Below are 11875 nucleotides of genomic sequence, written 5' to 3'. Positions count from 1 at the left end.
ACGCGATCTTGCGTATGCTTTTGCCGCCCAGATCCGAGCCATCCTCACGGCACCAATCGCGTGTTCTCGAACAAAAAAGTGGGGTGCTCATGTCGGACGAAGCAAACAAGGGCCTGTTATCGCCGCTTCGGCGCAAATTATTGATGGGAATGGCCGCCGTGCCGGCCATGACGATGCTGCCGCGGGCGTCTTTTGCCCAGGCTCCCGCGACCTCGGCGGTCAACACCACGGGCCTCGCGGTCACCGACACCGAGGTGACGGTCGGGATCCTGCACTCGGCGACCGGCACCATGGCGATCTCCGAGACCGGCTCGATCGAAGCTGAAAAGCTCGCCATCGAGCAGATCAACGCCGCCGGCGGCGTGCTCGGGCGCAAGATCAAGTTCATCCAGGAAGACGGCGCCAGCGATTGGCCGACCTTTGCGGAAAAGGCCAAGAAGCTCTTGGTCAACGACAAGGTCGCAGCGATCATGGGTTGCTGGACCTCGGCCTCGCGCAAGGCGGTGCTGCCGGTCGTCGAGCAGTATAACGGTATGCTTTACTACCCGACCTTCTATGAAGGCCTCGAGCAGTCCAAGAACGTCATCTACACCGGCCAGGAAGCGACCCAGCAGATCCTCGCCGGCCTGAACTGGATCGCCAAGGAGAAGGGCGCAAAATCGTTCTTCTTCATCGGTTCCGACTACATCTGGCCCCGCACCTCGAACAAGATCGCGCGCAAGCACGTCGAGAACGTGCTGAAGGGCAAGGTGGTCGGCGAGGAGTATTATCCGCTCGGCAACACCCAGTTCAACTCGGTCATCAACAAGATCAAGCTGACCAAGCCCGACGTCATCTTCACCGACGTCGTCGGCGGCTCCAACGTCGCCTTCTACAAGCAGCTCAAGGCCGCCGGCATCGACCTTTCCAAGCAAGCGCTGCTGACGATCTCGGTGACCGAAGACGAAATCGATGGCATCGGTGGCGAAAACATTGCGGGCGCCTATGCCTGCATGAAGTACTTCCAGTCGCTCGACAATCCGAACAACAAGGCCTTCGTGCCGGCGTTCAAGAAGATGTGGGGCGAGAAGACCGTCATCGGAGACGTCACCCAGGCTGCCTATCTCGGCCCGTGGTTGTGGAAATTGACGGTCGAGAAGGCCGGCTCCTTCGATGTCGACAAGATCGCGGCGGCCTCGCCGGGCGTCGAGTTCAAGGGGGCTCCGGAAGGTTACGTGCGCATCCACGAGAATCATCACCTCTGGTCGAAGACCCGGGTGGGGCGCGCCAAGCTCGATGGCCAGTTCGAGCTGATCTACGAGACCGCCGATCTCGTCGAGCCGGATCCGTTCCCCAAGGGCTATCAATAAGAGCCGCGGCGTCCGCCGCAGTTTCCCGAAAAGGCAAGCCGCTCCCTGGCGTGGATCGCAAGTCCAAGCCTCAAGACCCCGCGTCGCGACTCTGCATCGCGACGCGGGACCCTTATCCCTGACGGAGGACATCGATGTTCGGCGACTATTCGCTTGGTGATCTCGGCTCCATCTTCGTCATGCAGGGCTTTGCCGGGCTGATCCTGTTCTCGGTCTACGTCCTGATGGCGCTCGGGCTTGCCATCATCTTCGGCCAGATGGGCGTCATCAACATGGCCCATGGCGAGTTCATGATCCTCGGAGCCTACGTCACCTGGATGACCTCCAATCTCTTCCAGGCCTATTTGCCGAGCCTGTTCAGCGGTTACTTCTTTCTCGCGATGATCCTGGCCTTTGTCGCGTCAGGTGCGTTGGGCATGCTGGTGGAATGGGCGCTGATACGGCATCTGTACAAGCGTCCGCTCGATACGCTGCTCGCCACCTGGGGCCTCAGCCTGATGCTGCAGCAGGCCTATCGCTCCGTGTTCGGCGCACGCGAGGTCGGCGTCGAGCTGCCGCAATGGATGCTCGGTTCGCTGCACGTCACCGACAGCATCGAAGTGCCGATCAACGGCGTCTTCGTGATGTGCCTCACCGTACTGATCACCATCTCCGTCGCCTACGTTCTCTACATGTCGCGCTGGGGCCGCCAGGTGCGTGCCGTGGTGCAGAACCGCATCATGGCGGGCGCCGTCGGCATCAATACCGAGAAGGTCGACCGCTACACTTTCGGCCTCGGTTGCGGCATCGCCGGAATCGCCGGCAGCGCCTTCACCATGATCGGCTCGACCGGGCCGACGTCGGGACAGCTCTACATCGTCGATACGTTCCTGGTCGTCGTGTTCGGCGGCGCCGCCAGCCTGCTCGGCACCATCGCCTCCGCGTTCTCGATCTCGCAGGCGCAATCGACGCTCGAATTCTTCATGTCGGGCTCGATGGCCAAGGTGCTCACGCTGCTCGCTGTCGTCGGCATCCTGATGCTGCGGCCGCAGGGCCTCTTCGCCCTCAAGGTTCGCAAATAACGAGAAGCAGGCAAGTCATGATCATCACCTCACGCTTCTTCAATCGATCCGAGCTCATGGGTTTCATTGCTCTCGCGGCCGTGCTGTTCGTGATCCTGCCGCTGACGCTCGACGTCTTCCGCCTCAATCTGGTCGCGAAATACCTGACCTACGCCTTTGTCGCACTCGGCCTCGTGCTGTGCTGGGGCTATGGCGGCATCTTGAGCCTGGGGCAGGGCGTGTTCTTCGGCCTCGGCGGCTATTGCATGGCGATGTTCCTCAAGCTCGAGGCCTCGAGCGTCGAGAACACCAAGATCCAGTCGACGCCCGGCATCCCCGACTTCATGGACTGGAATCAGATCACGTCACTGCCGCTGTTCTGGCAGCCGTTCCACAGCCTCGCCTTCACCATCCTCGCCATCATCCTGGTCCCCGGCCTGTTCGCCCTGATCATCGGCACCGCAATGTTCAAGCGCCGCGTCGGCGGCACCTATTTCGCGATCATCACCCAGGCCGTGGCCGCCATCCTGACGATCCTGATCGTCGGCCAACAGGGCTATACCGGCGGGATCAACGGCATGACCGATTTGCGTACGCTCAAGGGTTGGGACATTCGGCCCGACCACGCCAAGATCGTCCTGTACTTCGTCGAGGTGGCGCTGCTGTTCGCCTGCATCGGCATCGCGCAGTTCATCCGCCTGACCAAGCTCGGCCGTATTCTCGTGGCGATGCGCGAACAGGAGGACCGCGTCCGCTTCTCCGGCTACAGCGTCGCCAATTTCAAGATCTTCGCCTTCTGCATGGCCGCGGTCTTCGCCGCCATCGGCGGTGCCATGTTCGCGCTCAATGTCGGTTTCATGTCGCCGTCCTTCGTCGGCATCGTGCCGTCGATCGAGATGGTGATCTACACCGCGGTCGGCGGGCGGATGTCGATCTTCGGCGCGATTTGGGGCGCCATCCTGGTGAATTTCGCCAAGACCAGCCTGTCGGAATCCTTCCCGCAACTCTGGCTGTTCGGTCTCGGCGCTCTGTTCATCGCGGTCGTGCTCGCCTTCCCGAATGGTCTGTCCGGGCTCTGGGCCGACTACGTGCAGCCGCGCATCGATCGGCTGTTCGCCTCGCGCAAGGCGAAGCCGGGCTGGAACGACAATTCGGTCGCCGACGGCGCGCCGGCAGAGTGAGGAGGACATCGTGCTCATCGGACACCAGCCCAAGGACTTCCTGCTCGCGGTCTCCGGCCTCACCGTCTCGTTCGACGGGTTCAAGGCGGTCAACGATCTCTCCTTCTACGTCGAGGAGAACGAGATTCGCGTCATCATCGGTCCCAACGGCGCCGGCAAGACCACCGTGCTCGACCTGATCTGCGGCAAGACCAAGGCGACCTCGGGCTCGATTCAGTTTCGTGGCAAGGAGCTCACGAAGATGAGGGAGAACGAGATCGTGCAGACCGGCGTCGGGCGCAAATTCCAGACGCCGTCGGTGTTCGAGGACCTCACCGTGTTCGAGAACCTCGAGATCTCGTTCCCGCGCGGCCGCACCGTATTCGGCTCGCTGACCTTTCAGCGCGACCAGCCGGTGACGGACCGGGTCGGAGAGGTCGCGGAGATGATCTTCCTCAAGGACAAGCTCAACACCTATGCCGACGAGCTCAGCCACGGCCAGAAGCAGTGGCTCGAGATCGGCATGCTGCTGATCCAGGACCCGGACCTCCTGATGCTCGACGAGCCCGTCGCCGGCATGAGCGTGTCCGAGCGCGCCAAGACCGCCGAATTGCTCAACCGCATCATCAAGAACCGCTCGGTGCTGGTGATCGAGCACGACATGAAGTTCGTCGAGGACATCGCGCACAAGGTCACCGTGCTGCACCAGGGCCAGATCCTCTCCGAGGGGACCATGGAGAAGGTGAAGAACGATCCCAAGGTCGTTGAAGTATACCTCGGCCACTAAGGAGCGCACTGATGCTGGCAATTTCCGATCTCCACGTCGCCTACGGCCAGAGCGAGGTGCTGCACGGGCTCAACGTCAAGGTCGCGCCGAACGAGATCGTGGCGATCATGGGCCGCAACGGCATGGGCAAGACCACGCTGATGAAGTCGCTGATGGGCATCCTGCCCGCCAAAAGCGGCTCGGTGACCATGGACGGCACCGAGCTCGGCAGCCTCAAGAGCTTTGAGCGCGTCGCCAAGGGCCTCGCCTACGTCCCGCAGGGCCGCATGATCTTCTCCACCATGACGGTGAAGGAGAACATCGAAACCGGCCTCGTCGTCTCCGGTGGCTCCGAGGTGCCGGGCGATATCTACGAATTGTTCCCGGTGCTGCTGGAAATGAAAGGCCGTCGCGGCGGCAACCTTTCCGGCGGCCAGCAGCAGCAGCTCGCCATCGCGCGTGCGCTCGCGACCAAGCCGAAGGTCTTGCTTCTGGATGAGCCGACCGAAGGCATCCAGCCCTCGATCATCAAGGAGATGGCGCGCACGTTGAAGCGCATCCGCGACGAGAAGGGGCTCTCGATCGTGGTGTCCGAGCAGGTCCTGAGCTTCGCGCTCGATATCGCCGACCGGGTGCTGGTGATCGAGAACGGCGAGATCGTGCGTGACGATCCGCGCGACGCCGTCGATGCCGCGCAGGTCTCGAAATATCTGTCCGTCTAACCAACCGTAGTAAAGGGGAGCATCTCGATGCCAGAGACACTGATCAAGGTCGATCTCACCAAGTCGGCCTATGAAAACGACATGGTGCACAACCGCTGGCACCCCGACATCCCGATCGTGGCCTGGGTCAATCCCGGCGACGATTTCATCATCGAGACCTATGATTGGACCGGCGGCTTCATCAAGAACAACGATTCCGCCGACGACGTGCGCGACATCGACCTGTCGATCGTGCACTTCCTGTCCGGTCCGATCGGCGTCAAGGGCGCCGAGCCCGGCGACCTCCTGGTGGTCGACCTGCTCGACGTCGGCCCGATGAAGGAGAGCCTCTGGGGCTTCAACGGCTTCTTCTCCAAGCAGAACGGCGGCGGCTTCCTCACCGACCATTTCCCGCTGGCGCAGAAGTCGATCTGGGACATCAAGGGCCTCTACACCTCGTCGCGCCACGTGCCCGGCGTGAACTTCGCGGGTCTTATCCATCCCGGCCTGATCGGCTGTCTGCCCGATCCCAAGATGCTGGAGACCTGGAACAAGCGCGAGGCCGAGCTGATCTCGACCAACCCGACCCGTGTGCCTGGGCTTGCCAACCCGCCGTTCGCGCCGACCGCCCATGGCGGCCGCGCCAAGGGCGACGTCAAGGCCAAGATCGGCGCCGAAGGCGCGCGCACCGTGCCGCCGCGCGAGCATGGCGGCAATTGCGACATCAAGGATCTCTCGCGCGGCTCGAAGATCTACTTCCCGGTCTATGTGCCCGGCGCCGGTCTTTCGATGGGCGACCTGCACTTCAGCCAGGGCGACGGCGAGATCACCTTCTGCGGCGCCATCGAGATGGCCGGCTGGCTGCACTTGAAGGTGGAAGTGATCAAGGACGGCATGTCGAAATACGGTATCAAGAACCCGATCTTCAAGCCGTCGCCGATCACGCCGAACTACAAGGACTATCTGATCTTCGAAGGCATCTCGGTGGACGAGGCCGGCAAGCAGCACTATCTCGACGTCCACATCGCCTATCGTCAGGCCTGCCTCAATGCCATCGAATATCTGAAGAAGTTCGGCTATTCCGGCGCCCAGGCCTATTCGATCCTCGGCACCGCGCCGTGCCAGGGCCACATCTCCGGCGTGGTCGACGTGCCCAACGCCTGCGCCACGCTGTGGCTGCCGACCGAGATCTTCGACTTCGACGTGATGCCGTCGGCGGCCGGACCCATCAAGCACATCACCGGCGACGTCCAGATGCCGATCTCGCCGGACAAATGACGCCTGCGCTCCCTCTCCCCGTTCGTACGGGGAGAGGGGCGGATGAGGGGCTGCCTCCGCGTGAGCGGGAACCGCGAGCTGTGTTGAACATGCATTTGGGATGATGCGATGCCGGTCTATGAATATCTCTGTGACGACTGCGGACCTTTCAAGGATCTGCGCCCGATGGCCGAATGCGACGATCCGCAAAGCTGTCCGCATTGCGAGACCATGGCGCCGCGGGTGATCCTGACCGCGCCGAACTTCTTCTGCATGCCGGCGGACAGGCGCAAGGCGCACGCCGTCAACGAGCGCAGTTCGCATGCGCCGCAGACGCTGGCGCAATACAAGGCTGCGCACGGCCCCGGCTGCGGCTGCTGCTCGTCGGGTAAGACGGTGAAGGACAAAAGCTCGTCGGACAAGAAGAAGCCGGCGCGGCTGGTGACGAAGTCCAGAACCGGGGCCAAGGGTTTTCCGACGGCGCGGCCCTGGATGATCAGCCACTAACCCACCCGAAGATCTCAAACGAACAAAAGACAGGAGCGCCCAACATGCTTCACGGTGATATCTCCAGCAGCAGCGATACCGTCGGTGTCGCGGTGGTCAATTACAAGATGCCCCGCCTGCACACCAAGGCCGAGGTGCTCGAGAACGCCCGCAAGATCGCCGACATGATCGTCGGCATGAAGGTCGGCCTGCCCGGCATGGACCTCGTGATCTTCCCGGAATATTCCACGCAAGGCATCATGTACGATTCCAAGGAGATGTACGAGACGGCCTCCGTGGTGCCGGGCGAGGAAACCGCGATCTTCGCCGAAGCCTGCCGCAAGGCCAAGGTCTGGGGCGTGTTCTCGCTGACCGGTGAGCGCCACGAGGAGCATCCTCACAAGGCGCCCTACAACACCCTGATCCTGATGAACGACAAGGGCGAGATCGTGCAGAAGTACCGCAAGATCATGCCGTGGGTGCCGATCGAGGGCTGGTATCCCGGCAATTGCACCTATGTGTCCGAAGGTCCGAAAGGCCTCAAGGTCAGCCTGATCATCTGCGACGACGGCAATTATCCGGAGATCTGGCGTGACTGCGCCATGAAGGGCGCCGAGCTGATCGTGCGCTGCCAGGGCTATATGTACCCGGCCAAGGAGCAGCAGGTCATGATCTCCAAGGCGATGGCATGGGCCAACAACGTCTATGTCGCGGTCGCCAACGCCGCCGGCTTCGACGGCGTCTATTCTTATTTCGGCCACTCCGCGATCATCGGCTTCGATGGCCGCACGCTCGGTGAGTGCGGCGAGGAGGATTACGGCATCCAATACGCGCAGCTGTCGAAACATCTGATCCGCGACGCGCGCCGCAACGGCCAGTCGCAGAACCATCTCTACAAGCTCGTCCACCGCGGTTACACCGGCATGATCAATTCCGGCGACAGCCCGCGCGGCGTTGCGGCCTGCCCGTATGATTTCTACAAAAACTGGATCAAGGATCCTGAAGGCACGCGCGACATGGTCGAGGCGATGACCCGCGCGACGCCGGGGACCGACGAGTGCCCGATCGACGGCATCCCGAATGGGGCGGCGGCGTCCAACTACTAGATTAGCGCTTCTGCTGCGGCTTGCGCGGTGGGCGTGGAGCGGCGGCAGGCGCGGGGGTCCCACTCATCTTGCTGGCGGCCTCGCTGACGTCGAGCAGCGAGCGGCGGATGTCTTCGAGATAGCCCGCCGACTTCTTCTTCATGGTGTCGGCAAGCTCGTGCAGTCCCTTGATCTTCTCGAACAGCTCGTCGGCCTTGCCGTCGACGAAGCCGGGCACCACGCCCTCGATCTTCGTGACCGCCTTGTCGAAGCCAGCGAAGGCGCTGTCGACCTTGACCATGACGGGATCGATCTCGGTGCCCTTGTTCCGAAGATCGTCGGTGTAGTTTTCGAACGTGCTCAGGCCGTCCTTGATCGCGGGGGCGTTGCTGACGATCGTGCGATCGACGCTGTGCAGGGTGTCGACGATGGATTCGGCGTCGCTGAGATCGGCGGTCAGCACGGGGACGCCGTCCGAGTCCAGCGGCACCGGTGGCGCGGAGGGAGCGCCTCCGATCAGCGAGATCGCGGCGACACCGGTGAGGCCCTGGAACTCGATGCCCGCCACGGTGTCCTTGCGGATCGGCGCCGTGTTGTCGAGCATCACCAGCGCCACGATCCTGCGCGGACTATCCAGCTTGATCGACAGGATCTGGCCTGCCGGGACACCGTCGAAATTGACCGGCCCGCCGCGGCGCAGACCGCTGGCGGAGCCGCCCTCGAACACCACGCGCAACTGGCTGCGGCTCTGGATGGTGCGCCATTTCTGCACGCCGAGCAGGCCGCCGAACGCCACGGCGATCACCGCCAGCGTCGCCGTTCCGATCACCAGATTGCTCGCACGTGCCATACGGGGAGGGTTTTACGGCCAAAGCAGGAAAGTTGGAAGGCCGGATGGTAAGTAGGGCGGGTTAGCGAAGCGTAACCCGTCGCCTTCTTCGCCTGTCGTACAAAGTGGCGGATTACGCTGCGCTAATCCGCCCTACGGACTACGGTACTTTAATGCCCAGCCGCGCGTTTTGCCGCGGCGTTGTTGAGGACGATCAGGGCATCGACGGCCACGCCGGTCCTGGTGTTGATCAGGAACGGGTTGATGTCGATCGAGGCGATCCGGTCGCCGGCATCCGCGATCAAATTGGACAGGCCGACCAGCGCCTTCACCGCGGAAGCTTCGTGCAGGGCCGGCTTGCCGCGATAGCCGCGCATCTTGATCCCGGCCTTGGTGCGGCCGATCAGGAGCCGCGCCTCGGCCTCGTCCAGCGGCGCGCCGGCGAGCGCGACGTCTTTCATCAGCTCGATGTCGATGCCGCCGGTGCCGAACAGCACGACAGGCCCCATCTCGGCATCGAGCGAGGCGCCGACCACGAGCTCGAGCTCGGCCTTGACCTGTTGCGCGATCAGGATGCCGTCGAGCTTCGGCTTGCCCTTCAGCTTCGCGACCCGTGCGGTAATCTCGGCGAACGCCTTCTTCACCTCGGCCGCGCTGTCCAGGTTCAACACCACGCCGCCGATGTCGGATTTGTGCAGGATCTCCGCGCTGACGACCTTCGCCACGACAGGAAAGCCGATCTGCTTGGCGATCTCTACGGCTTCCGTCGCGGTCTGCGCGATCGCCTCCTTCGAGATCGGAATGCCATACGCCTTCAGGAGCTTTTTCGAGGCGACCTCGTCGAGCGCGGCGCCGCTTGCCGATTTCAGCGCCTTCTCCAGCACGGCGCGCGCGGCAGGCTTCGAGCTCGAGACGATGTCGGGCACCTCCTTGCGCAGCTTGGCGTAGTCGAGCAGCGACTTGATCGCGGTCACCGCGCGGTCCATGCCCTGCATGACCGCGAGATGTGGCAGCGATTTGCGCAAGGTCTTGGTGAACTCCGTGAAGCCGATGGACATCGCGCTGATGTAGATCACGGGCTTGCCGCCCTGGCGCGCCATCTCGTCGACGATGCGCAAATTGCGCTCGCGCAGCTCATGCGGAGCCTTGGGCAGTTCGGCATCAACGATGACGATGTCGATATCGGGATCGTCGATCATCAGCTTGATCGACTTCATGTAGACGGAGGGATCGACCACCGCGGCAAAGCCGGCATCGAGCGGATTGCCGACAATCGAGCCCGGTCCGAGCATGTTCGCCAGCTCCGAGCCGACGTGCGGGCTGAGCGGCGCGAAGTTCAGGCCTTCCTTGTAGAAGGCGTCAAGCAGCATGCCGCGTTTGCCGCCCGACAGCGTGACGGCGGCGAGGCGGTTGCCTTTGGGCACGGCCGCGTGAACGAAGCATTCGGTGGTCTCGATCAGCTCGTCGAGCCCGCCGACCCGGATCACGCCCTCGCGTGTTGCAACGGCGTCGAACGTCTCGATCGAGCCCGCGAGCGCGCCGGTATGCGCCATCGCCGCGGCGCGGCCGCCCTCGGACGCACCGAGCTTGAGCGCGATCACAGGCTTGCTCGCGGCGCGCGCCGCCTTGCAGGCATCGCGGAATGCCTTGGTATTGCGCACGCCTTCGAGGTAGACGACGATCACCTTGATGCTCGGATCCTCGGCGAAATAGCGCATCAGGTCCGGCGTCTCGAGCCCGGCCTCGTTGCCTGATGTCACCATGTAGCCGACGCCGACGCCGCGGTCCTCCAGCGCCTGACGGATCGCCATGACGATGGCGCCGGACTGCCCGGCGATCGCCACCGCGCCCTGTTCCATGGTCACGACGCGGTCGTCGATGTTGGTGAAGAGCTTTTCGCCGGCACTCAGATTGCCGAGGCAGTTCGGGCCGGTGACCGCAAGTCCTGTCTCGCGCACGGCCGCCTGCAGTTCGGCGGCGAGCTTTTGGCTTTCCTCGTCCTGCAACTCGCTGAAGCCAGAGGTGACGATGGTGGCCGACCGCGCGCCGGCAGCCGCGGCGTCGCGGATCACCTGCACGGCAAAGCGCGCCGGCACCAGCACCAGAACGTGATCGGGCTTCTCCGGGAGGCTCGCAAGGTCCTTGTAGCAGGGGACGCCCCAGATGACCTCGCGCTTGGCGTTGACCGGATAGAGCCCGCCCTCGAAGCCGTATTTGACCAGATTGTTCCAGATGCGCTCGGCATAATTGCCGGGCTTGTCGGTCGCGCCTACCAGCACGATGTTATGCGGGTGCAGCATGGCGTGGATGCGCTTGACGATGTCGCTGGCATCGGGCGATGGAGACCATGGGCGGGACGCAGACGCAGCAGACACATGGGCTTCCATGGCGTGATCTCACCTGTTGTTCTTGTTTGGTGGCGCGTCACGCTGTTGTATGGCGAGTCCTTCGGAGTGGCAACCGTGCGCGTGGTATGCCGTGTGGTGGAATGAAGTGCGCATCGGTGCGTGTCAGCCCGGTGGGCAATCTATCCGTCGGTGCCAATCAACGTCGCATGCAGGATGTAGCGCTCGGGTCCGGGAGTGACGGCATCGAACGGCCAGCAGGTCGCGAGAACAAGCTCGAAATCTCGTGCCGTGGCGTCGATCCCCGATGCATCGAAACGAACCACGGCCGAGGAATCCGCCCGATAGCGAAAATGTCGGCCGTCACTTCGTGTGACATCGATGACGTCGCCGATGGCGACATTCCGCAGGAAGCGGAAATGAGTATCGCGATGCGCGGCATAGACGGCTGTCCCGCGTTCGCCCGCATCGGCCGTGTGCTGGATATGGCCGGGTCCGAAAGCAAGCGCCTGTCCGCTCGCGCCTTCCAGCACGATGGCGCTGGCGCCAATCCGTTTCACCTCGATGCGCGCGATCGGCCAGGTATCGGCCCATGACCATGGCTTGACTGGTTGGCTCGTCGCAAGGCTTCTGTCGAAGGCGCGCTCCAGCAGCACCTGCGCGAGCCACGCCTTGGCATGGATATAGGCGCCGTCACCGAACAGGATGAGGCCGATCAAGGCCAGAACCAGAGGAGATATGAGGCGGGGCATCGTGTTTCGCCTTCCGTCATTGCGAGCGAAGCGAGCAATCCAGACTGTTTCCGGAGCGGCAGCGTGGATTGCTTCGCAGCTTCGCTCCTCGCAATGACGTCGAGA

11 protein-coding genes are annotated in these 11875 nt (G+C 63.0%); 8 read left to right on the top strand and 3 right to left on the bottom strand.

The features are described 5' to 3' along the window. Positions 1-89 precede the first annotated feature (89 nt). The 8 genes from urtA to UNPA324_RS19660 all read left to right on the top strand — a co-directional run bounded on the left by urtA (position 90) and on the right by UNPA324_RS19660 (position 7865). Complete coding sequence (gene urtA, locus UNPA324_RS19695; protein ID WP_128922825.1) at positions 90-1349, top strand: urea ABC transporter substrate-binding protein; 1260 nt, start codon at positions 90-92, stop codon at positions 1347-1349. A gap of 134 nt (positions 1350-1483) precedes the next feature. After that, complete coding sequence (gene urtB / locus UNPA324_RS19690; RefSeq protein ID WP_141935515.1) at positions 1484-2410, top strand: urea ABC transporter permease subunit UrtB; 927 nt, start codon at positions 1484-1486, stop codon at positions 2408-2410. 17 nt (positions 2411-2427) lie between these two features. Next, the gene (gene urtC / locus UNPA324_RS19685) at positions 2428-3570 is read left to right on the top strand and encodes an urea ABC transporter permease subunit UrtC (RefSeq protein ID WP_181769449.1); all 1143 of its coding nucleotides are present in this window, start codon (positions 2428-2430) and stop codon (positions 3568-3570) included. A gap of 10 nt (positions 3571-3580) precedes the next feature. Then, the gene (urtD, locus tag UNPA324_RS19680; protein WP_141935514.1) at positions 3581-4336 is read left to right on the top strand and encodes an urea ABC transporter ATP-binding protein UrtD; all 756 of its coding nucleotides are present in this window, start codon (positions 3581-3583) and stop codon (positions 4334-4336) included. An 11-nt stretch (positions 4337-4347) separates the two neighbouring features. Continuing rightward, positions 4348-5037 (top strand): urea ABC transporter ATP-binding subunit UrtE, encoded by a 690-nt coding sequence (gene urtE, locus UNPA324_RS19675; protein WP_128922828.1) that lies wholly within the window; start codon positions 4348-4350, stop codon positions 5035-5037. Between the two features lie 27 nt (positions 5038-5064). Then, positions 5065-6294: a formamidase gene (gene fmdA / locus UNPA324_RS19670; protein WP_128922829.1), complete on the top strand. Its 1230-nt coding sequence runs from the start codon at positions 5065-5067 to the stop codon at positions 6292-6294. A 108-nt stretch (positions 6295-6402) separates the two neighbouring features. Next, positions 6403-6780, top strand: coding sequence for an FmdB family zinc ribbon protein (locus UNPA324_RS19665; RefSeq protein ID WP_128922830.1), 378 nt, complete (start codon positions 6403-6405; stop codon positions 6778-6780). A gap of 44 nt (positions 6781-6824) precedes the next feature. Beyond that, complete coding sequence (locus UNPA324_RS19660; protein WP_141935512.1) at positions 6825-7865, top strand: aliphatic amidase; 1041 nt, start codon at positions 6825-6827, stop codon at positions 7863-7865. Position 7866: 1 nt separating this feature from the next. On the opposite strand, the gene UNPA324_RS19655 is transcribed toward UNPA324_RS19660, so the two are convergent. The 3 genes from UNPA324_RS19655 to UNPA324_RS19645 all read right to left on the bottom strand — a co-directional run bounded on the left by UNPA324_RS19655 (position 7867) and on the right by UNPA324_RS19645 (position 11770). Further along, positions 7867-8694 carry an MlaD family protein gene (locus UNPA324_RS19655; protein ID WP_141935510.1) on the bottom strand — a complete coding sequence of 276 codons (828 nt, stop codon included), beginning with the start codon at positions 8692-8694 and terminating at the stop codon, positions 7867-7869. A gap of 149 nt (positions 8695-8843) precedes the next feature. Continuing rightward, positions 8844-11060, bottom strand: a complete 2217-nt coding sequence (locus UNPA324_RS19650; protein WP_141935507.1) for an acetate--CoA ligase family protein — start codon at positions 11058-11060, stop codon at positions 8844-8846. Positions 11061-11200: 140 nt separating this feature from the next. Then, positions 11201-11770 (bottom strand): class GN sortase, encoded by a 570-nt coding sequence (locus tag UNPA324_RS19645; protein WP_128922834.1) that lies wholly within the window; start codon positions 11768-11770, stop codon positions 11201-11203. Positions 11771-11875: the final 105 nt, after the last annotated feature.

The organism is Bradyrhizobium sp. UNPA324, from assembly GCF_006658635.1.
Classification (GTDB): domain Bacteria; phylum Pseudomonadota; class Alphaproteobacteria; order Rhizobiales; family Xanthobacteraceae; genus Bradyrhizobium; species Bradyrhizobium nanningense.
This window is presented reverse-complemented; position numbering and strand designations above follow the sequence as displayed.

Bases quoted from the DNA above. Each gene is read 5' to 3' on its own strand.
- UNPA324_RS19660 (WP_141935512.1), top strand. From the start codon at position 6,825: ATGCTTCACGGTGATATCTCCAGCAGCAGCGATACCGTCGGTGTCGCG.
- urtB (WP_141935515.1), top strand. From the start codon at position 1,484: ATGTTCGGCGACTATTCGCTTGGTGATCTCGGCTCCATCTTCGTCATG.
- urtE (WP_128922828.1), top strand. From the start codon at position 4,348: ATGCTGGCAATTTCCGATCTCCACGTCGCCTACGGCCAGAGCGAGGTG.
- UNPA324_RS19650 (WP_141935507.1), bottom strand. From the start codon at position 11,060: ATGGAAGCCCATGTGTCTGCTGCGTCTGCGTCCCGCCCATGGTCTCCA.
- fmdA (WP_128922829.1), top strand. From the start codon at position 5,065: ATGCCAGAGACACTGATCAAGGTCGATCTCACCAAGTCGGCCTATGAA.
- UNPA324_RS19645 (WP_128922834.1), bottom strand. From the start codon at position 11,770: ATGCCCCGCCTCATATCTCCTCTGGTTCTGGCCTTGATCGGCCTCATC.
- UNPA324_RS19665 (WP_128922830.1), top strand. From the start codon at position 6,403: ATGCCGGTCTATGAATATCTCTGTGACGACTGCGGACCTTTCAAGGAT.
- UNPA324_RS19655 (WP_141935510.1), bottom strand. From the start codon at position 8,694: ATGGCACGTGCGAGCAATCTGGTGATCGGAACGGCGACGCTGGCGGTG.
- urtC (WP_181769449.1), top strand. From the start codon at position 2,428: ATGATCATCACCTCACGCTTCTTCAATCGATCCGAGCTCATGGGTTTC.
- urtA (WP_128922825.1), top strand. From the start codon at position 90: ATGTCGGACGAAGCAAACAAGGGCCTGTTATCGCCGCTTCGGCGCAAA.